The organism is Aliivibrio wodanis, from assembly GCF_052920805.1.
The window spans coordinates 1,549,430-1,571,860 of record NZ_JBREXA010000002.1; the positions used below are offsets into that span (position 1 = coordinate 1,549,430).

Sequence of the window (22,431 nt, forward strand, 5' to 3'; positions counted from 1 at the left end):
ACTATTTTCAACTACATATCATAGTGAGAATCGGCGAATTCTATCACAGCTTTGTGACAATTATCTAATTATTTGGGCTCTATTTACACAATAGAGCCCATCAATACGCTTATTCTGAAACGTATTCTACAACATTCAGACCAAAGCCTGATAATGAATGGTAGCGCTTTGAAGAAGATGATAGCAGACGCATATCAGAAATACCCATATCAGCTAAGATTTGTGAACCAACACCAACACGGCGAGATGTACCTTGTTTTTTAGCCATTGTAGGTGATTCACCGTTATCTTGGCGCTCTAACACTTTGATTTTATGAACAATGCTATCTGTTGACTCTTCATTGCCTAAAATCACAAGTACACCACCCTCGGCCGCAATACGTTGCATTGCTGTTGGTAATGTCCAGCTACGTTCTGCACAACGATCTGAATGTAAGATATCTGTAAACGTATCTTGAAGGTGAACACGAACTAATGGTGCAGTACCTGATGTATTTTCTTTTTTCATTGCATAATGAAGTTGATTATCGATCGTGTCGCGGTATGTAACTAAATCAAAATCACCGAATTCTGTTGGTAATTTACACTCAGCAACACGTTCAATCGTTGTTTCGTTATTATTACGGTATTCAATTAAGTCAGCGATAGTACCCAATTTTACATCATGTTTTTCAGCAAAGACTTCTAAATCAGGACGGCGAGCCATTGTACCGTCGTCATTTAAGATCTCAACAATCACACCCGCAGGTTCAAAACCAGCTAAACGAGCGAGATCACAGCCAGCTTCTGTATGTCCTGCACGTGTTAATACACCACCATCTTGTGCTGCAAGAGGGAAGATATGACCTGGCTGAACAAGATCAGCAGCAACGGCATTCTTAGCAACAGCGGCTTCTACAGTACGAGAACGATCTGCTGCTGAAATACCCGTTGTAACGCCTTCAGCGGCTTCAATAGAGACCGTAAAGTTCGTTGTAAATTGTGCATTATTGTCTTGCACCATTGGCGGTAGACCTAATTTTTCACAACGATCTTTTGTCATCGTTAAGCAAATTAGACCGCGACCGTGTGTTGCCATGAAATTAATAGCTTCTGGTGTAATTTTTTCTGCAGCAATAATTAAATCGCCTTCATTTTCACGATCTTCATCATCCATTAGGATAACCATCTTACCTAAGCGAATATCTTCAATAATGTCTTTTGCTGAGCTAATTGCCATGTGAAATACCTTTAATATATTAGTTAGGTTAAGTGGTTAATTTAAGAAACCTGATTTTGCCAAAAGATCCATCGTAACAGAAGACTGAGGTTGCTCTTCTTTCTGTCCGATCACAAGTCTTTCTAAATAACGAGCGATAACGTCTACTTCTAGGTTTACTTTTTGTCCTACAGAGAAGTTATCCATGGTTGTCTCTGCTGCCGTATGAGGTACGATCGTCAGCTTAAATGCATTTTTACGTAAATCATTCACCGTTAAGCTAATACCATCAACCGTAATGGACCCTTTTTCTACCACATATTTTGCTAAACTCTGTGGCAATTGGATCCAGAACTCAACAGCTCTACCTGTTTGGTAACGTTCAATGATTTCTCCAACCGCATCAACATGACCTGAAACAATGTGACCACCAAAGCGAGTCGTTGGTAACATGGCTTTTTCAAGATTTACTTTATCACCTGCTTTGTAATCGACAAATCCAGTGCGTTTGAGTGTCTCTAATGATAAATCAGCAGTATAGGTATGCCCTGTCATCGCAACAACCGTTAAACACACCCCGTTGGTTGCAATACTATCGCCAAGTTTTACATCGCCCATGTCTAACTTACCAACATTGACGGTAACACTAATATCTTCACCTTTTGGCGTGATCGATTGAAGTGTACCGATTGATTCAATAATTCCTGTAAACATCTGTTACCTTACTATTTCTGCTGTAATACGAATGTCTTTTCCAACCATTCGAACATCTGTAATGTTTAGATCGATAGCTTCAGACATGGCTTTTAATCCAATTAGATTCAATAAGCTGCGTCCATCAGCCCCCATAAGCTTAGGTGCAAGATAAATGATCAACTCATCCACTAAATTAGCTTCTATCATACTCGCCGCTAAGGTCGCCCCTGCTTCTACCCAAATATGATTAACATTGTATTCTTGCGCTATTTTATCGACAACTTCAGATAAGATAAGTTTACCATCGTCACACACATTGCAATGTAGATGACTATCTTGAGAACTAATAGGATGAGAGAACTGAGATGAAATTGTTGCGACATTGCCTTTAGTATTAAATAATTTAAGATCGGAAGTGAGTTGATGTTGGCGATCTAGAATGATCCTTAATGGTTGTCTTAGCTCTTTTTCTGGGTAGTTGTTTTGACTTGAGGACGGAAGATCATCCCAGCGTACATTTAGAGAAGCGTTATCTTCGATTACCGTCTTTGCGCTTGATAATATGGCACCTGATAACGCACGATAACGCTGAACATCTTGCCTTGCTTCTTTAGAGGTAATCCACTGACTTTCGCCATTTTCTAATGCGGTTTTACCATCAAGGCTAGCTGCCATTTTTAATTGAACAAATGGTTTCTTTGTTTCCATTCGCTTTAAGAAATAGGGGTTTAATGCTCTAGCATCTGCTTCAAGTAACCCAAATGCAGTTTCAATACCCACTTCTTTCAACATAGCTAGACCACGGCCTGCAACTTGTGGATTAGGGTCAACCATGGCACAGATAACCTTAGCAACACCAGCTTTTATTAAGCCCTCAGCACAAGGTGGAGTTCTTCCATAATGCGAGCATGGCTCCAACGTAACATACGCCGTCGCACCTTTTGCATTCTCACCGGCTTGGCGTAATGCATGAACTTCAGCGTGTGGTTCGCCAGCTTTAAGGTGAGCACCTTCTCCAATAATCTTTCCATTCTTGACCAATACGCACCCAACATTTGGATTAGGTGCTGTGGTATAGATACCTTGTTTAGCCAATAAAATAGCTTTCTGCATCATTTGGTGATCTTGGGAGGTAAATTTCATGTTATTTCTCTAATTTTGCGATTTCTTCACCGAACTCTTTAATATCTTCAAAACTGCGATATACAGATGCGAAACGAATATATGCAACTTTATCTAACTCTTTTAATTGGTCCATTACCAGATTCCCAATCATATCAGAAGGCACTTCTCGCTCACCTGTTGCTCGTAGTTGTGATTTAATAGTATTTAACGCTAACTCAACTAAATCTGCACTAACAGGACGTTTTTCTAATGAACGATATAAACCACCAGAAAGCTTATCTTCATTAAATGGTTCACGATTACCATTAGATTTAATGACTTTTGGCATTACTAATTCAGCTGATTCAAACGTGGTAAAACGTTCACTACAGGCTAAACATTGACGACGTCGGCGAACTTGATGACCATCAGCAACTAATCGAGAATCAATCACTTTTGTATCTGTTGCACTACAAAATGGACAATGCATGACTTGTCTCCTATTCTTTTTTTATCAGTGTACAAGAAAAGCGGAAGTCTGCCTATGTTCTAACGCTAAGAAGCAGAATAGATATTGTATTTATTTACTAAAGTATCAATACATTAAGTCGATACATTTATGGCCCTTTTATTTAAATTATCCAAAGGATGTTTATGAATCTATCTATTTTAAAAAGTATCAAATATCGGTTACTCATCATTTCATTATTACCTACTTTAATTATTTCTGCATTTTTAGTACAACTACTCAATCAGGAAAACAATAATGTATATGATGCTAATTTCTCTTTAGAAGCAGTGATCCTTTTTAATACATTAGATAATGTAGCTCATAACTTTGCTGTTGAACGAGGTTTAACTGCAGGATTTCTTGCATCAAAAGGGCAATCTGGAAAAGATAAACTGAATACTCAACGCAAAAAATCAGATTCAGCAGAACAAGAACTGCGTAATTTTAGTGCTGAATATTTAGATAAAGGAATGATAAATACTCTCTTATCTGATGTTATTCAGCAATTAAATAATAAAAGTACCATTCGTAGCCAAGTTGATAATTTACAAATCAAAAACTCCCCTTTTGTCTATTATTCGACATTAAATCAACTATCCCTTGATTCTATCTCTGTCATTATTGGTAATATTAACTCCTCCGATTTACGCAATGAAATGTTAGGATTATCTGCATTATTACAAGTAAAAGAAGAAGCAGGTAAAGTCCGAGGTGCATTAAATGGTGCTTTTGCTGGTAAAAAATCAAGCTTAGATAAATACTCTGATATCAATAATTACCTAACAACTGAGTTGCTCTCAATTCGTCAAGCTAAATCTGTACTTTCCTCCTCTTTTGTGGGGCAATTAAATTCAACATCCAGTTCTAGCACTTGGCAAAAGGTAAAAAGTATTCAGAATAACTATTTATCGCAAAAAGAAAGTTTACATGCATTAAATGGCCCAACAGCGAGTGATTGGTTTCCTTTAGCAACTCAACGTATAGGATTAATTAAGGGCATTACTGATAACATTTCTCAACACCTCAATACTGCCGCGAATAAAGATATGATGGATGCGAAGTTCTCTCGTAATCTTTATATTGCCATTGCTCTATTATTAATTCTTCCAATCGCTGTAATGAGCTTATTTACAACTCACTCGATAAGTAAACGAATGGCTGCTTTTAGTTTACGTATTAATGAAATATCCGCGACAAAAAACCTAACGCTAACTTTAGATGATAATGGTGAGAACGAATTTGATCATATTGCAAAAGATATCAATTCTCTAATCGAAAGTATCTCATTACCTTTACGAGCAGCCCACTCTGTTGCCACTAAAACCCAAGATGAACTTAATTCATTAAGCCACCATTTAAAACAAGCAACGCAATCAAGCCAAACGACCATCACTCACTGTGAAAGTATTGCGACTGCAATGACTGAAATGGCTCAAACTAGTAGTGAAATCGCAGGAGTAACTAACAGTGCTCATGAAACGACAACTCAGGCAACAAACTATGCAACTGAATGTCAGAACCATACGCAAACTACAACAACAATTGTGAATGATTTACATCATAGTATTATCAATACTCACGAACATGTTGAAAGCCTTGAAAAACAAACCTTAAATGTTTCTGAAATCTTAGATACCATCACCGCCGTTTCTGAACAAACTAACCTCTTAGCTCTAAATGCTGCGATTGAAGCTGCTCGTGCAGGTGAACAAGGTCGTGGTTTTGCCGTTGTTGCCGATGAAGTAAGAAAGCTAGCTCAACACAGTCAAGAAGCAACTCATGATATTCGTCAGCTATTGGATACTATTGGTCATAGTGCAAAACACGCTTTTGGCCTAATGGAAGAGAGTAAACTTCTCAGTAACAAGACCCAAGACAACGTGCAGTTTTCATCAACATTTATTGACTCATTACACTCCTCTGTTACTGAGATAGATAGCTTTAACACCAGCATTTCGGCAGCGACTTTAGAGCAATCTGAAACCGCAAATTCTGTTAATGCTGACATCGATGATTTAGCGTCATTAGCAAATGGTACTAATGATCTCATTCTTCACCTTGAAAAGGAGATGAGAAATATTGAACACACAATGTCTGAACTTACTTTGCAAATAAATACGATTAAAGTGTAGGATTTATACCAATTCCAGTAATTCTCTAGTCATTATTACTGGTTAAATCACATACTAGCTTCGTTAAAAATTATTTAAGTAGAATAACTACTTATCAGAATTTTTGCCTTGCTCTTAAGTGGTTTTCCTGCGTAATAAATAGACCATTTAATTAATGGCAATGGTATTATTTTCTTTTTAAGCACAGTAAAAAGCCCTTCATCTAATTAAAAAATGAAGGGCTTTATTATTATAAATTAAGCGTTTTTAGTTTAGCTTATTAATACTTAATGGGTTCAAAGGAGCTTTTGGTAGCCTTAGCTGAGATACCATATTAATCCCTTTATTTGATATACCACCCGAATACATTTTTGTTCCATCTGGGTTCGTACTTGATGTTTCACCCGCATTCCATTCAGAGAAAAACTCACTTAAATCATAACCAGATACATAGGAACTACACACCATCAATAAATCGGCATCATTTAACCCCGTATCTTGAGCTGTACAGTAGTTCTTATCTATATCAAATTGATTATCACCACGTGACTTTCTGTGCATTAGTTTAATAAAGTTCCAACCTTGATCATCTCCATAAATACTTGGCTTATTTTCAGTATCTGAATACCAATCATCAATGTTAAATTGAGTTTCAGCCCAAATTTTCAACTGTCCAAACATAACTAAGCGCATGCCTGCATCACCATGACTCCATGCATGACCTATATTTTGATTTAGCCATGTTGGGGCTTTTTGAATATCAATGCTAATACGGTCCATTTGGGGTTCATCATTACGCCCTTCTAATTCTTGCATATAAAGCGCTAACATATTGTTAGTTACTTCTGTACTACCAGAGATCGTAAATGGTGCAGCCGCAAGATTATGACCTGTTTCATGCCATAATAACCAATCATCTACCGCATTAGTTGGTAGCGCACTTGAGTTACTATTAAATGAACTGCTCATAATAGGGTAACCTGAATGTGCTGAGCCAATGGAGATCTGAACATCATTAACAAAGCGATGGCGGTATTCCGTTAGCTTAGGGTAAGTAAAGCGTCGATGTTCACCAACGTCTGTGGTTTCATCTCTACCATAGAAATCACTTGCGGCATCCGCAAAACGATTCATACCAGCACTAAACTTCATTAAATCGGTGGACTCTAGATTTTTCACTGCGGTTGTATAAATGAATGACCCTGTGTCTACTTCTGCAATAGGTGCGGTTGATTCATTTAGCCCTTGCTTCCAAAGCCCATTCTTCCACCATGCGGCTTTTTCTACGCCATTAAAAGTGAACGTTGTTGCGCTTGGGTTAACGACCTCTTCTACTGGTTTAATGTAAATTAAGCCACCATACGGCACTTTAAATGTCAGTGAGGTACCATCATACGCAAAGCTTGTTTGCATTCTTGGCGGACGACGTAAACTTTTCTCATGTTGAGGTTTACCCGTTAAATCATCTGCCATCATAATTGAGATGCTGGCTTTAACACCTCCAGACACTGACACCTCACTTAACTGTGGTGCCCATAATCCAGTCGATTGGTTATTACCTGCTGAGAAAGTAACGCCATTACCTACGGTATCAATCGTCGCATCAGCAGATAGCGTGGAACCAGAGCTGTGACCAGGATATTGGGTGGTATCGACCTTAATTTCATGATCCCAGAAAGAACGTCCTAGCATTATGCGAGTTAACGGCTTCTCCATGTAGTTTAATGGGTAGCTCGGGTTTAACTGACCATTTAACTCACTATCTTCTCCATGTAACATACCATTCAAAACTAACGTTGTTTTTAGATCTGAGGGACAACGTTGTCCCATACCGTGTTGATTATTGGTATAACAATTTAAGAAACCAACAGCCGTTTTAAAACCAAGTTCATCTTGAACATTCGGATCATACGCATAGTCATTATTATTCCACATCCAAATAGAAAGATTGTCGTAAGTTTGATTCAACTCAACAGTAGATAGACGAGTACCTTGCTTACCTTTAGTGCGGTAGTAAAGCTCATGATCCATTAAAGCATTGAAGTTATCACCTAGGTTAGCTGCTTTAACCATGCTTGTTACTACGTCAGGGCTTACTGGGTAGCGATCAAAATCCGCTCGTAAGTAATTACCACGAACAGGAAGACCGTGCCCCTTTCTTGTTTCAATACAATTAAATTCATATTGATAGCTTTCTGTACATATAGGCGTACCAACAAACGCTGTTTTTAATTCAGCAATTGCAGCTGCTTTTTCTGCTTCATTAGTGACAAATATACGTGCTATTTTTGTTTCTATTGCAGGGCTACCATCTTCATCCATGATCGCTTTTTCATAGCTTGGGATCTCTAAATCCGACATGAACTCATCTTTGTTCCAAATCGTATTTCCTTCACTATCAACGGTAAACGGCGGCTCACCATTCACATCAGGAAAACGTTCTAATACCACCATTTCATGCTGGCTTTCTATATGAATATTTGGACGAAGAGAGTCACCGTGACAATAATATGAAGATCCACAATTACCTTGTGAGGTGGGCGTGACATTACTTCCGCCTAATGATATGCCCGCAGTGTCAGCTAAGCGTCCAATAGGTTCAGGATTAGTTTCGCCATCTATCGCATCCATGAATAAAATATTACCGCCTTGATCAACATATTTAATTAAAGCCGTAATGTCTTCTTGCGTTAAATTCGGGTTATCTAAATCCGCGATAACACGACTTGTTTGACCATCGCCTAAAATTTTTACAGGATACGCTTGCAAGACTAAAATTGGCGTGGTGTCTGCCGATATTCCATCAAATCCCCCTTTAGTTAGAGAAGTTACTGACGAAAAATTAAACGCTTTATCAAAGAAGAACGAATATTCACGTCCTTTAGACCAATTAGATCTTGCGGCATAAGCGATTTCAATATTAGTTGCAACATTTAACTGATGTTGAGAGTATGACGAAGTAAACCATGTGAATATATTGCTAAAAAATGTCTCCATGCTGCCATTATCATTACGAGCATCTGCGCTTAAATCATTATTTGTTGTACATACAGAGTTTTCACTATCTATTTGCAATTCATCATTTGCCCAATAGTTTTCAGGACACGATAAAATGCTTGGGTATAAACTGTTCCCCATGAATACAATTTTACCTTTACCTATTTCACCAGCAGTAACAAAAGGAAAGCCAAAAGTTGCATTGTCTTTAGATACTTTTGGAATTTCAGGCATGATCACATTAGGGTAAGCAGCTATATAAGGTTTACCTTCACGGGTCCACGCTTGAGGTTCTCCAAAAGCAAGTTCTTTATTAATATCGCTACGTGGCATCATAATAGGGAACGCACGATTCGATAAGTTTAATGCACGCATACCTCTTGTATAACCACTGGCTCCATAAAAGCTACTGTGATCATTAAATACATGGAATTGCGTTACATTTTTAAAAATAGATTGCAGGCTTTCTGTGACGTAACCTGTGCTATCTTCTGAAAATACATTAGGTAAGGCATTAAATGCACTAAAAGAGGCGTAGCGAGAAGTTTGCTTTAATTCATTATCGATTAATTGTGTGAGTCCTTGAGAAAATTGCGTTTCAAATTCATTAGGAAAAACAAATTCTGTCCCCTCAATCACACCACCATTTGGTAAAGAAAGGTTAATTAGCTCATTAATTACGTTAGGATATAAACTAAAGACTTCTTGTACTTTATCATTAATGATTAAATTACCATTAGAGGCAATCGCGTAACGTGTAAGTAATGACTGAATATTAGCTTTTTCTATTGAATTTTCAGTTACATCCGTAAGTTCATAATTAACTTGATTACCAATTAAGCTACCAAACTCAAACGTATCAATACCAAACGTAAGGGTATCACCCCATAAATACTCAAAATACCCGTACTCATCTGTCATACCTGTTGAATTTTCAGAAAAGAAAGCCACTCCGACTAAAGGTGTTCCATTTACGTCAGTTAGCTGGCTTTTTGTTAATACCTTCGCTGCTTGACTTGGTTGGTAAGCGTAAGTGTTCTCCGCATTAGCCGACACAAAATCACTGTTCAGATCATTGCTCGTACCTTCACTGACTTCAGGTTGAATATCACTATCCACGTGTGAGCTTGGGGCTTTACCTACGTCGTCTGTTGCTTCTTCGCCTTTCAATAGTAAGTAAGCATCAACGGCTTTGTCATCATCTAAATGCTGATAAATATCAGTAATATCTAGGCTGTTTATTTCTTCTAAACACAACTCTTCTGTGGTCGCACAGCTATTAATAGTTTGTAGCACTTTAGCCGCGTTATCACCTTCTACATTTTTTAAATCAAATGATGTAGGAATTGCCTCTGTTAAATTTGAATCAGAGAACGTCATTGGCTCTGGGGCAATAAATTGACCTAATACTACAGCGCCTAAATTACAACTGAATGAGAGCCCTTGCTTAACGGTAAATTTACCTAGCTCTAAGGCTTCACCATTACAGGTTACTTCACCTTTAATTGGTATACCTGAAGCCAATAACTCTCCGATATACGTCACATCCGGTGTTTCTGGTGGTGTAGGTTTAACTGTTTCATTTCCTGAGCCATTACCGCCATCATCCAAACAACCGGTCAGTAACGTGGCAATCAACGATGCTAATAATACTTTCTTACTCATGATTCAACCTTTTAGAAGTGCTGAAACTAATCGTTCAGTTCACTAAGATCGAAACATAGCACATTTATTTACACTAATTCTTAGAAATAACACAGAAATAGAATAGGAATCATGAAAGTGAATATGGTTTAGATTGAATTAAAGAATGATATGTAGTTACTTTCATGTCGGTAGGTAGATAAATCAAACCAACTATTAATAACTTCTAAGTTTTATCCAAAAAAAGGCCAACCTATAATAGGTTAGCCTCTTTAATGTTTATTTAAAGCAGATTTAGAGATTAAGCGTATACAGGTAAACGCTTACAAATTTCTAATACTTTTGCTTTTGTTGCTTCGATAACAGACTCATCACCCATGTTGTCTAGAATGTCACACATCCAGCCAGCAAGTTCTTTCGCATCAGCTTCAGAGAAACCACGACGAGTAATAGAAGGAGAACCAACACGGATACCAGAAGTAACAAACGGGCTACGTGGATCGTTTGGTACAGAGTTCTTGTTAACGGTAATGTTAGCTGAACCTAGTGCTGCATCTGCTTCTTTACCAGTGATGTCTTTGTCGATTAAATCAACTAGGAACAAATGGTTTTCAGTAGAGCCTGAAACGATGTTGTAACCGCGAGCAAGAAACTCTGCAACCATCGCTTTTGCGTTAGCAACAACACGTGTTTGGTATTCTTTAAACTCTGGCTCTAGTGCTTCTTTAAATGCAACCGCTTTACCAGCGATAACATGCATTAGAGGGCCACCTTGACCACCAGGGAATACTGCTGAGTTCAGTTTTTTGTAAAGATCTTCACCTTCATTAGAAAGGATAAGACCACCACGAGGACCAGCAAGTGTTTTATGAGTCGTTGTTGTAACTACGTGAGCGTGTGGTACTGGGTTAGGGTAAACACCAGCAGCAATAAGACCTGCTACGTGAGCCATATCTACGAAGAAGTAAGCGCCAACTTTGTCTGCGATTTCACGCATACGCGCCCAATCACATACTTGAGAATAAGCAGAGAAACCACCAATGATCATTTTAGGCTTATGTTCTACTGCTAGAGCTTCCATTTCTTCATAGTTAATCTGACCAGCTTCATCAATGCCGTAAGGGATGATGTTGTAAAGCTTACCAGAGAAGTTTACTGGAGAACCGTGAGTTAAGTGACCACCGTGAGCAAGGCTCATACCTAACACTGTATCACCAGCGTTTAGTAATGCCATGTAAACTGCGTTGTTCGCTTGAGAACCTGAATGTGGTTGTACGTTTGCGTACTCTGCGCCAAACAATTCACATGCGCGGTTAATCGCTAATGTTTCTACTTTATCTACAAACTCACAGCCACCGTAGTAACGCTTGCCTGGGTAACCTTCTGCGTATTTGTTTGTTAGTTGTGAACCTTGAGCTTCCATCACTCGTGGGCTAGTGTAGTTTTCAGAAGCAATCAGCTCGATATGCTCTTCTTGACGTACTGTTTCTTCCTGGATTGCTGCAAACAAGTCTGCATCGTAATCTGCAATGTTCATATCACGCTTAAGCATCTGTATCTCCTGACTCAGATAAATATAAAACCCAAAAATAGCCCAGCAACGCAAACGATTACGTCACTAGTCTTAACTGCGATGTATTCTACATAATTTGATCTGGATCAGATACCCTAAATAGTACTTTTCTTTGTTATTTTTGTTGCAGATTACTCATTATCAACATGAATGATACTAATAAACTGTCAATAGTAAGCTTTACACTCTGTAAAGTGTTTACTACAAAAACTAACCTATATTTCATTATCATCAATTGCATAAATTCATAATCACACTATTCTTGCGACCATTATTTATTTGATATTAGAAAGCAGAACCTGCCGTTATGGAAAAAATTAAACACACACACAAGGAAGATGTCATTGCTATTTTGACGGGTACTTTCTTAGTTTCTCAAGGTATTTTCTTTTTACAAGCAGCACAATTACTTACAGGTGGTACAACAGGACTTGCATTATTAATTAGCCAAATGAGTGGTATCAGCTTTGGTATTTTGTACTTTCTATGCAACCTGCCGTTTTACGCCTTAGCTTGGCAACGATTTGGGAAGCGTTTTGCATTAACCAGCTTAATTTCTGGTGGTCTTGTTTCTATTATGACTGACCACTTGAATATGATGATTTCTGTTGATCATATCAGTGACATTTATTGCGCGATTGCTGGTGGCTTATTAATGGGATTAGGCATGCTAATCTTATTTAGACATCGCTCAAGCTTAGGTGGGTTTAATGTTTTATGTTTGTGGATCCAAGAAAAATTTGGTATCTCAGTAGGTAAAGTTCAGATGGTAATCGACTTCTGTATTTTAAGTGCCTCTTTCTTCTTTATTACCCCTTGGTTGCTTGTTGTTTCCGTTCTTGGCGCTATTATATTGAATATCGTTCTAGGAATGAACCATAAACCAAATCGTTATATTGTGACTTATGGTACTTAAGTATTAGTTTAATAATAAAAATGGTCATAATATAGTTATGACCATTTTTACTTTTCTACCAATGAAACCACTTCATATTAAAGCTACTTCATAACAGTACAATTTTTTAATAATACCCGTCCTAGATCTAAACTTGCTTCATTACCTTTACCCTGAAAGATAATCGTTGTACTAATATCTGGCATCCCATCATCAGAAATGTATTTCATACCTGATGCTGATACTGCACGTTTTAGTGCGTAATCTTCTTTTGGAAGTTGTAGCAATGCTTTATCTTTATTAAACGTAATTTGAAAGTTTCTATCATTATCACACTGATAATGAATAGGTTGTGCAGTCCCCATATCTGGCATTGTTGCAGAACAACCAGCCAAAAGCCCTAATACGCTAAAAGTAAATATCTTTTCCATAACGACCTCTGGTTTTGATTAACTTATTCTTTACTCACTATAGAATAAAGCAGAACAAGTCGACTATTTCAAAAAAAGATATTTATTTATATAAATGACAAGCGACTTCATAAGCATTGTCATCAACTATCTGCCTTTGTGGTTCATCATGAAAGCAATTTTTTTCAGCTCTTGGACATCGAGTTGAGAATCGACAACCCTTTGGTGGATTAATCGGTGAAGGGACATCTCCCTTTAGAATAATCCGTTCTTTCCCTCTAAAACGAGGATGAACAACAGGTATTGCTGATAATAATGCCTCGGTATAAGGGTGCTTTGGTGAATTGTATAACGTATCAGCATTGCCATATTCAACAATTTTACCTAGGTACATTACCGCAACTTTATCGGAAATATGCTTAACCACGGATAAATCATGAGCAATAAAAATTAAGGCCAGATTCATCTCTTTTTGTAGATCCAGTAACAGATTGACTATTTGTGCTTGAACTGACACATCCAGTGCCGATACCGACTCATCACATACAATTAATTTTGGTTTTAAAGCAATCGCTCTTGCAATACCAATTCGCTGCTTTTGCCCTCCAGAAAACTCATGAGGGTAACGACTAACCGCACTTACTGGTAAGCCCACTTTAATTAATAGCTCTTCAACCCATTGTTTACGTTCTTCTTGTGTACCAACACCATGAATAACAAACGGTTCTTCCAAAATCATTTCAATCGTATGTCTTGGGTTTAGCGATTCAGTTGGGTCTTGAAAAATAATTTGCATCTCTTGACGTAAAGAGCGCATTTCTTTATTTCCAAGGTGAGTAATATCTTGACCTTCAAAGTAAATACGACCAGCAGTCGGTTCAAATAGCTTCAATAAACTACGACCAAGAGTACTCTTTCCACAGCCAGATTCACCAACTAAGCCAAGGGTTTCTCCTTTATTTACACTAAGAGATACGCCGTCAACTGCATGAACTATATATCCTTTATTAAAGATCCCTTTTCCTGAATGAAAATGTTGTTTGAGATCATCAATTCTCAATAACTCACTCATTTCATCACCTCATTGTTACTCTTTAATGCATTACTAAAATGACAACTCACTTGATGTAATAATCCAATCTCACGCATGGGCGGAACTTCAGAATCACACTTATCTTGCCTATATTTACAACGAGTTGAAAAACGGCAACCATTTGGCATTTCACTTAAAGAAGGAACAGTTCCTTGAATGGTTTCTAGCTCTGTTTTAGGTTGTAAGCTTAAACTCGGCATTGATGACATCAAACCTTGTGTATATGGGTGCTGTGGGTTATCAAATAGCTCAAAGATCCCTGCTTGTTCTGCTACTCTCCCTGCATACATAACAACAACTTCATCACATACTTCAGCAACAACACCAAGATCATGCGTTATGAAAATAATTGACATACCAGTCTCATCTTGCAGTTTTTTCATTAACTCCAAAATTTGAGCTTGAATAGTCACATCCAATGCAGTAGTTGGTTCATCACAGATCAAAATATCAGGCTCACAAGCGAGAGCGATGGCTATCATGACACGCTGTCGCATACCACCGGATAAGTTATGTGGATACTCATGGACTCGAGATTCTGGAGAGGGAATACCCACCTTTTCAAGCATTTCAAGAGAATAAGCTAAACGCTGTCTTTTATCTAAATCAGGACGGTGTAACTCTAGAACTTCATTAATTTGTTTTCCAATAGTATGGACCGGATTTAAAGCGGTCATTGGATCTTGGAAAATCATTGAAATACGATTACCACGCATCTCATACAATTTATCAGGACTTAACTGAACTAGATCCGTTTCACCATATAAAATACGTCCGCCCACCACATTGCCATAAGGTTTAGGTAAAAGCCCCATTATCGACATTGAAGTAACGCTTTTACCACAACCAGACTCGCCAACAATACCGATGGTTTTTCCTTTTGGTACTTGGAAGCTAACGCCATCTAATACTCTCACTGTGCCATCATCAGTTTGAAATTCAGTAACTAAATTTTCTACCGATAAAACAATTTCTCTATCCATATGCTTCTTCACTGTTTTTATTATTATCTTTCTCAAAGGTACAGCTAGGAGATCCCTCTCCTAGCTTTTAGTGCATGTTAATAAACCTACAGTTTATAAGTATCATCAACAATTGTGACAGGCTCAAACGTTTTACCTGACTTCATCGCAGCCTTAGTTTCTTTTTTCACCTGCTTATCAATCCAGAAAGTACTAAATGTTTGAGAGAACCCCCAACCATGGAATAAATACCCAGTTTGTTTAGTCGCCATCTGCTCTGGTAGTTTCATCCAACGCCAGTAACCTGCTCTTGCATATGGCACCATATAACCCGGAACGATAACATTTGCATCGGCGATCACTTGTTGGATGTCACGAGAGAGTGCTCGTTTTTTCTTAATATCAAATTCATTTTTAAATAAATCAATTAATCTATCTAGCTCAGGGGAGCTAAAGTTAGTGAAATGGTTTGTTTGTGGTTTATTGGCATTATCTGAATGGAAGTATTCCCAATAAGCAGGGATATCAGCGGTTCCCATATTATGAAAAGAGATGTCATGTTTTTTCTCAAGCACATATTTAAACATACTTGAACCATCAATAAGATTTAGCTCTAACTCCAAGCCAGCCAGTTTTGCTTGCTCTTTTAATACGGCTACACGAGGTGTAAAAGACTGTTGGGAATAAGTTACAGCAAAGCTTAAACGTTCCCCTTTATCATTAACACGAATACCATCAGAACCTATGGTAGCAAAGCCTCCTTTTTCAAAATATTTAATGGCTTTCTTAGCATTAAACTTTGGTGCTTGAATATCAGTATTATCATAACCAATATGACCAAACCCCATACCATTTGGTTTACGTGAATAATCACCACGAAGAACTTTCTCTATCATCATGTCAAAATCACTGGCAAACATGATGCCTTTACGAATATTAATATTATCCAACATTGGTTTTGCTGTATTCAACCATAGCCCACCAGCTCCAACTGCGGCTTGGTTAAATACCCACGCCTTTTGGATATAACCATTCTGATAATTTTTACCATCTGACTTTTCATGCCATAGATCAGGACGCACTAAATTAAATGAATCCAAATTACCTTTTTCAAAATGCTTTAAAGCGATATCTGCATCACGAATAACTTTTATATTTATTTTTTCTACATTAAAGCGATTCTGGTTATATTTATTTTCATAACCCCACCAATCTTCACCAACATGTTTAAAGGCGATATTCTTACCTTTCTTAATCTTGTCAATATAATAAGGTCCAGTAACAGGCTCTGGTTTAAAGTTGTATTTACGAACAAATTTGTCTTCAATCCCATCGTTATTTTCATCAACTTTTGGGTTGCCATAAAAGTGTGCTGGACGAGGCATTAGATTGGTGTATTCGATTAATTCATCACGATTACGTGGCTTTGCCGATACAATACCAATGGTATTCTTATCAAAGGTTACAATGTCTGCAATTTCATTGGTAAAAAAGTCGTTATACCACGGAGCAACAATGTCAGTTGAACGCATTAATTTAAGCATGAACTGATAATCATCGGCGGTAACCGGCTTGCCATCACTCCATGTCGCTTTGGGGTTTAACTTAAAATAGACGGTTTTATTATCATCACCAAATGCCCATGATTGAGCTAAACCCGGCAACCACTCTCCCGTATTTGGGTGCTTAATTAAAGGAAGAATATTAGCCTCTAGAATCCACGCTCTAAATGCACCATTTGAATCAGGTCCAACAGTTCGAAATGTTTGCGGGAAACTTAACGTATATGTACGATATGAACCTCCAAAGGTTGCTTCAGTAGAAGCAAATGTAGGTGCAGTGTCGTTGGTTTGCCATTGCAAATTATCAGGTAAATCTGCAGAAAATGCTTGCGAGCTAAATAATGCAACTGTAGATAACGCTAATGTTGTGAGTTTTTTATTCATATTCATCGAGTCCTTTCTTTTTATTATCTCTATATTCGATACTTATTTTATGATCATTTATTTATAAAAAATTTTGGATAACTAGACGTATCTAGTATGTTTTTTGGGATCAAATGCTTCACGGATGCCTTCACCAATAAATGTCACCATAATTAATACCGTAACAATAGCTGTCACCACTGACGTCGCTATCCAAGGAGAATCAAGATTTGACTTTCCTTGTTGTAATAACTCACCCCAGCTCGGTGTTGGTGGCATTAAGCCAAGGCCTAAATAATCTAAAGCGGTCAATGCCGTAATATTAGCTACAATGGTAAACGGTGCTAACGTCACGATCATGACCATGGTATTAGGTAAAATGTGATGAAATACAATACGTGAGTTAGACGCCCCTAGTGCTTTTGCTGCCATCACATACTCTCTGGATTTTTCTTTATAAGTCATGGTTCGCATATACCATGTCATTCCCATCCAACCAAACATGACATTAATTAAGGTAAAGAGCATAAAGCTTGGCTTCATTATCGAAACTAAAATCATGATGACGTATAAAAATGGCACCATAGACCAAATCTCAATAAAGCGTTGGAAAAACAGGTCGAACTTACCGCCAAAAAAGCCCATTGCACAACCAACAGATACCCCTATCGCATAAGAGATCACCAAGGTTATAAGTGCGAAGCCCATTGCAATACGGAAACCATAAGCTAAGCGGGAGACGATATCTCGACCAATAGTATCTGTTCCTAAATAATGCTGACTCTCAATACTTGGCTCTGTCGGTGGAAAATCACCAGAAAAATCTTGCTCATAAGGGTTCCAAGGCACTATTGGCATGATGACAAAGTTCCCCTCGCCTTCATTCTCAAATTGACTCTGTAAATCACGATAATTAGTCTCATGCGCGTAGCCTAGGCCAAAGGTATCTCCTGACTTTACATCTCCATAAGTTGGAAAATGCCATTGACCTTGGTAGCTCACAAGTAATGCTCGACTATTCACGAAAACTTCTGCAAAAATCGAGAGTACCAATAAAAGTGATAAAATCAAAAATGACCAGTAGCCACGCTTAATTCCTTTAAATCGTTGAATTTTCTTCTGTGTTAATGGGCTTACTTTTAAAATAGACTGCATCATTAAGCTCCAAATTTCACGCGCGGATCAACCGCTGCAACACACACATCAGACAGAATATTGCCTAACATTAACATCATGGCATTAATTGCAAATAACCCCATTACTACTGGGTAGTCTCGCTCCATGATCGCCTCGTAGCCAAGTAAGCCAATACCATCAATATTAAAAATAACTTCAATCAAAAAAGAGCCTGTCATAAAGAACATTAATGAATTACCAAAATGGCTTGCCACTGGAATTAAACTATTTCGTAGCGCATGCCGACGAACGGCTTTTTGAAAAGGAAGACCTTTTGCTATTGCCGTTCGTACATAATCAGCAGCTAAATTTTCCATTAAATTATTTTTCATCGTCATTGTCAGAAGAGCAAAATCACCAATCAGGTAACAAAATAGGGGTAACACGGCATGCCACATAATGTCTTTTATTTGCTCAAAAGTTCCAAAATCATCAAAATCATCACCAACAAATCCACCCATAGGAAACCATTCTAACTGGTAGCTAAACAAGCTGATTAAAAACACACCTATGACATAACCTGGTAAGGCAAAGCCAACGAAAATAGCAATGGAAGACGTAGAATCAAGAATAGAACCGTGCTTTAACGCTTTGAGATAACCAAGAGGAATCGAGATCATATAACTGAGTAGAAAGGTCATCCCTCCATAAAAGAGAGAAACAGGTAAGCGCTCGGCTATCATGTCCCATACGGGTTCGTAATAACGGGTAGACTCACCCAAATCAAGAACGACTAATTTAGTTAACCAGTCATAATAGGCTTCAAATACGGGTTTATCCAATCCATAAAAAGCATTGAGTTCAGCGATTTGATCTTCAGATAAAGCATTGTTACCGTCAGTAACACTACTCGTACCACCAGTTTCAGAGGAACCTTGCATTTGTAAACTCAACAACATGCGTTCAACAGGACCACCCGGAACAAAACGTGTTAATGCAAAAATAAGTAAGGTAATGCCAATAAAGGTCGGGACAACCAATAAAAGTCGTCTTAGTAGGTAAGATATCATCCGTGACTATTGCTCCAAATCCAATACGCAGACTCTACCGCGTTTAGTTTTTTATAATAATTTTATTACGTTCATTTTTATATACTGTAATTCCAAGCTTATTTTTACACTCTTAAATAACTAGTAGGAATTACAACTAAGATTATTGGTACTACCTCTGAATAGGAAGTAACCAAATAACAGTTTGCAGAATTGTACGCAGGTAGGAAAGAGAAAAGGTGTTTTCTTGACGCAAATGTTAAGAAAGTGTCACAAAATAAACCTCATTGGATTAGATTATCCACAAGGAAAAATAAAGAGCACGAACTAAGCCAATAGTTTATTGAAATGGCATCGCGGTTAAGTGAGACAATATATCTTGTTGTTGCTCATCGGTAAGTAGATCCCATGCATTTACGGTATCGTCCGTCTGAGTGGCTTGCTCACTTAATGTATTTGTTGTTTCTACTCCAGAAACGGCCTGACTAGTATTGTCTAATTTATTCATAATAGTTCACCCAATCCTTAGTACTTATTCATTAAGTGTAAGTGATTCTGCGTTATAAAAAACACCATCTCTGTTTTAATTTTGAGACAAAACAAAAACGCCCATCACTTTCATGATGAACGTTTTGTATTCAGAGCTAATCACTCCATTGAGTATTAGTAATAATTAAACCAACTCTCCCGCCCCTTTTAAAGACTGCTCACTGTTCTCAACTAAAATAGCAGTCGCGGTTTTTTTCAAGCTTTCCCAATCAACGTCATCAACGGCAATGCCATTGCGCCATGCATTTTCTTGGGTTGCATGTAATTCGGTTGAATCAATGTGAATGCTATAGCCTTCCGATAATGCCACCACATCAAAATCTCTTATCGATAATTCAATCGTCATATCATTGAGATTTATACTATTTAAATCAACTCTATCCGATAGAAATAACTCAGGAGAAACACAACCTCGATTAAGTATATACAGTGTTCTCTTAGGGCTGGTTCCATTATCCCAAAAGGCCTTACATGCAATGCCTTTCGCCGCTAGTTTTACAAGCTCACTGTACGCCAACCAACGGTTATGACATTTTTTAAGCGTGATGGAAAACTGTTTTTCTCCCACCATGTTTTCAACGGCATAATCAATGATCACAGGCAGATGACAAGCAACACTACCGCCATGTAAATCTACAACAAGGTGATTTAAATCCATGCTTTTTATATCGGCAGGGCAATCTTCTTCTACGGTTAAAAATTGAGTCGCATTATTAAAATGTTTCACCCCATTCAAACCAATCATTTGTAGATCTGCCACCATATTCGCAATCACGTCCGCTTCTCCACACGTACGTCGCATGCCTAAAAATGCTTTATTCGTCACCGCGACAAGTTCATTATGTGAAACGATCATTGGCCTTCTCCTTTACTTGGCAGTAATGGGAATAACCACTCCCCATCATGGATTTCATCTAATAATGGCGCTCCCTGAAAAAACGTGACTCGAACCCAACGTTCAGATCGAGGATCAAACTTAGTTGCCCCAAAGACGGCCAATTTACAGCGTAATAAATGCATTGGTAAAGACGACTTATGTAGTACATTCATTTGAATATCACCCATCGCCTTATGCCCTAATGTCCACACTCGACGAGCAATGGCGCGATACTGAGGGTGCTCTACTAGAAATTCAGCTAGAGACATACTCGCTTCACACTTCAATAGTTCATGATAAAGGCGATACACTTGACGACCGATGTCTAATGGCAACTCTCTGTCCTCTCCCTTCTCTTCTCCTCGAACACCTAATCGTGGCTCTTCTTTATCTTGTGAGCGATACCAAAACCAATAATTATTTTCTGCTTGAGTAAAATCGGTAGTAATGGCCCATTGATAACTATTTTCTAAGATAGCAATTAAGTCTTGGGCTTTCTTTCCACTTGGTAAGGACAAGGTCTCACTGCAATTCATTTGCTCTTCAAAGCGATCCACTAATTCTGGATGAACTTCCATCAAACAAGACAGTAATATCTCTTGTGTTTCTAGGCTCATGTCACTTGAGTTCATCATCACATCTTGCCAAGTGCGGCTCTGTGCAAGAAGAGTATCTAATGCATTAATTAAAGACGTTAATTCTGATGCTGCAATGTGATTCAAGTTATTCTGAAGCTCATTAATCGTAATAACCTGATCTAAGTGCTGCACTGCTTTTTTCAACAAGTAATTCAGAGGCGCTTTCTTATTTAATGTAACTCTATGGTGTAGGACTTCAGCCAGTGCCATTTCCCGAGCAAACATCCATTGGTCAACAATACAAGGATGGTTAATCAAATAAGGAGCCATCCCTAAGCCAGTCGCGTTGCCTACCCCAAGATAGCGCTGCAGCTGGCGATCTAAATTAACGGCTTTTTCTCCACCTTGCTCGGTTGCTAAATAGTGCACCCAATCTAAACTAAATTGGCGCAACATATAAACCGCACACATTTGGGCACTAAACGACTGATTAAAGTCAGGGTTATTTTCTAATAATTTAAAATCAGCAATGCCAAATTTACCATTACCATAAACAGCGGTAGTTCGAAGGATATAACCAACCTCCGCAAGCTCTTTTTGAGCAGGTTGTTCACCTTTAGCTAAATGAGAAACAAGATGTTCAAACACTCGTACACTTTTATTCGCTCTGGCTAACACCAATACATTATTCGGATTTCTTCCAGCTTCTTGCAATGGCACATTGGCTTTTAAGCGACTTAATAACTCAACATCCACATCTCCAAGAACTAATGCAAAGGTCACATCCCACTTTTCAGCAATAACACGATCATTACGTTCTTCATCTGCTATCTCATCACAAAATACAACTAGGTGATAAGTATGATTACTAGTAACTAATTTATAAATAACATGACCAAAACCTTGGGGGGATAATTGCCATTCATGTTTAGTTACTTGCCAATTTTGTTGGGCCATTTTTCGTATTAAGCTACGAACAAAACTGATCCTATTTTGATGCATAGCACCCAGTCTTTCCGGCGCCATTACAATTTCAGGTTTACGCAGATGAGTTTCAGCGTACGTTGAACGATGTGCATCCATGTTGCTCACCACCATTTCTAGTTATAAGTATATTGATAGGGCTCTTTATTATCTTAGTGT

Annotated in this window: 17 protein-coding genes; 2 read left to right on the top strand and 15 right to left on the bottom strand. The window is 38.0% G+C overall.

Going from position 1 to position 22,431, the window contains the following annotated elements; genetic code table 11:
- Positions 1-109: 109 nt before the first annotated feature.
- The 4 genes from ribBA to nrdR are packed head-to-tail and all read right to left on the bottom strand — an operon-like array spanning position 110 to position 3,488.
- Complete coding sequence (gene ribBA, locus ACU5DF_RS15060) at positions 110-1,219, bottom strand: bifunctional 3,4-dihydroxy-2-butanone-4-phosphate synthase/GTP cyclohydrolase II (protein ID WP_045101450.1); 1,110 nt, start codon at positions 1,217-1,219, stop codon at positions 110-112.
- Between the two features lie 36 nt (positions 1,220-1,255).
- A complete protein-coding gene (locus tag ACU5DF_RS15065) occupies positions 1,256-1,912 on the bottom strand; it encodes a riboflavin synthase (RefSeq protein ID WP_446713428.1) in 657 nt (218 codons plus the stop codon).
- Between the two features lie 3 nt (positions 1,913-1,915).
- Positions 1,916-3,037, bottom strand: coding sequence for a bifunctional diaminohydroxyphosphoribosylaminopyrimidine deaminase/5-amino-6-(5-phosphoribosylamino)uracil reductase RibD (gene ribD / locus ACU5DF_RS15070; RefSeq protein WP_446713429.1), 1,122 nt, complete (start codon positions 3,035-3,037; stop codon positions 1,916-1,918).
- A 1-nt stretch (position 3,038) separates the two neighbouring features.
- A complete protein-coding gene (gene nrdR / locus ACU5DF_RS15075) occupies positions 3,039-3,488 on the bottom strand; it encodes a transcriptional regulator NrdR (RefSeq protein WP_045101447.1) in 450 nt (149 codons plus the stop codon).
- 164 nt (positions 3,489-3,652) lie between these two features.
- Between nrdR and ACU5DF_RS15080 the strand changes: the two genes are divergently transcribed.
- Positions 3,653-5,641: a methyl-accepting chemotaxis protein gene (locus ACU5DF_RS15080; RefSeq protein ID WP_446713430.1), complete on the top strand. Its 1,989-nt coding sequence runs from the start codon at positions 3,653-3,655 to the stop codon at positions 5,639-5,641.
- Between the two features lie 246 nt (positions 5,642-5,887).
- Here ACU5DF_RS15080 and ACU5DF_RS15085 read toward each other — a convergent pair whose 3' ends face one another.
- Both ACU5DF_RS15085 and glyA read right to left on the bottom strand, forming a co-directional pair.
- Complete coding sequence (locus ACU5DF_RS15085) at positions 5,888-10,282, bottom strand: SslE/AcfD family lipoprotein zinc metalloprotease (RefSeq protein WP_446713431.1); 4,395 nt, start codon at positions 10,280-10,282, stop codon at positions 5,888-5,890.
- Positions 10,283-10,562: 280 nt separating this feature from the next.
- Positions 10,563-11,813: a serine hydroxymethyltransferase gene (glyA, locus tag ACU5DF_RS15090; protein WP_045101444.1), complete on the bottom strand. Its 1,251-nt coding sequence runs from the start codon at positions 11,811-11,813 to the stop codon at positions 10,563-10,565.
- Positions 11,814-12,141: 328 nt separating this feature from the next.
- Between glyA and ACU5DF_RS15095 the strand changes: the two genes are divergently transcribed.
- Complete coding sequence (locus ACU5DF_RS15095) at positions 12,142-12,750, top strand: YitT family protein (protein ID WP_446713432.1); 609 nt, start codon at positions 12,142-12,144, stop codon at positions 12,748-12,750.
- Positions 12,751-12,833: 83 nt separating this feature from the next.
- On the opposite strand, the gene ACU5DF_RS15100 is transcribed toward ACU5DF_RS15095, so the two are convergent.
- The 9 genes from ACU5DF_RS15100 to ACU5DF_RS15140 form a co-directional block, all read right to left on the bottom strand.
- On the bottom strand, positions 12,834-13,160 hold the full coding sequence (locus tag ACU5DF_RS15100) for an MliC family protein (protein WP_446713433.1): 327 nt from the start codon (positions 13,158-13,160) through the stop codon (positions 12,834-12,836).
- An 82-nt stretch (positions 13,161-13,242) separates the two neighbouring features.
- Positions 13,243-14,211, bottom strand: coding sequence for an ABC transporter ATP-binding protein (locus ACU5DF_RS15105; protein ID WP_446713434.1), 969 nt, complete (start codon positions 14,209-14,211; stop codon positions 13,243-13,245).
- On the bottom strand, positions 14,208-15,215 hold the full coding sequence (locus ACU5DF_RS15110; RefSeq protein ID WP_446713435.1) for an ABC transporter ATP-binding protein: 1,008 nt from the start codon (positions 15,213-15,215) through the stop codon (positions 14,208-14,210). Before ACU5DF_RS15110 ends, ACU5DF_RS15105 begins: the two co-directional genes overlap by 4 nt.
- Positions 15,216-15,301: 86 nt before the next feature.
- Complete coding sequence (locus ACU5DF_RS15115; RefSeq protein ID WP_446713436.1) at positions 15,302-17,140, bottom strand: extracellular solute-binding protein; 1,839 nt, start codon at positions 17,138-17,140, stop codon at positions 15,302-15,304.
- A gap of 81 nt (positions 17,141-17,221) precedes the next feature.
- Positions 17,222-18,265: an ABC transporter permease gene (locus tag ACU5DF_RS15120; RefSeq protein ID WP_446714254.1), complete on the bottom strand. Its 1,044-nt coding sequence runs from the start codon at positions 18,263-18,265 to the stop codon at positions 17,222-17,224.
- A gap of 11 nt (positions 18,266-18,276) precedes the next feature.
- The gene (locus ACU5DF_RS15125; protein ID WP_045101438.1) at positions 18,277-19,305 is read right to left on the bottom strand and encodes an ABC transporter permease subunit; all 1,029 of its coding nucleotides are present in this window, start codon (positions 19,303-19,305) and stop codon (positions 18,277-18,279) included.
- A 319-nt stretch (positions 19,306-19,624) separates the two neighbouring features.
- Complete coding sequence (locus tag ACU5DF_RS15130) at positions 19,625-19,792, bottom strand: hypothetical protein (RefSeq protein ID WP_446713437.1); 168 nt, start codon at positions 19,790-19,792, stop codon at positions 19,625-19,627.
- Between the two features lie 165 nt (positions 19,793-19,957).
- Positions 19,958-20,689 carry a DUF3726 domain-containing protein gene (locus tag ACU5DF_RS15135; RefSeq protein WP_446713438.1) on the bottom strand — a complete coding sequence of 244 codons (732 nt, stop codon included), beginning with the start codon at positions 20,687-20,689 and terminating at the stop codon, positions 19,958-19,960.
- The gene (locus ACU5DF_RS15140) at positions 20,686-22,371 is read right to left on the bottom strand and encodes a hypothetical protein (protein WP_446713439.1); all 1,686 of its coding nucleotides are present in this window, start codon (positions 22,369-22,371) and stop codon (positions 20,686-20,688) included. Before ACU5DF_RS15140 ends, ACU5DF_RS15135 begins: the two co-directional genes overlap by 4 nt.
- Between the last annotated feature and the right edge of the window lie 60 nt (positions 22,372-22,431).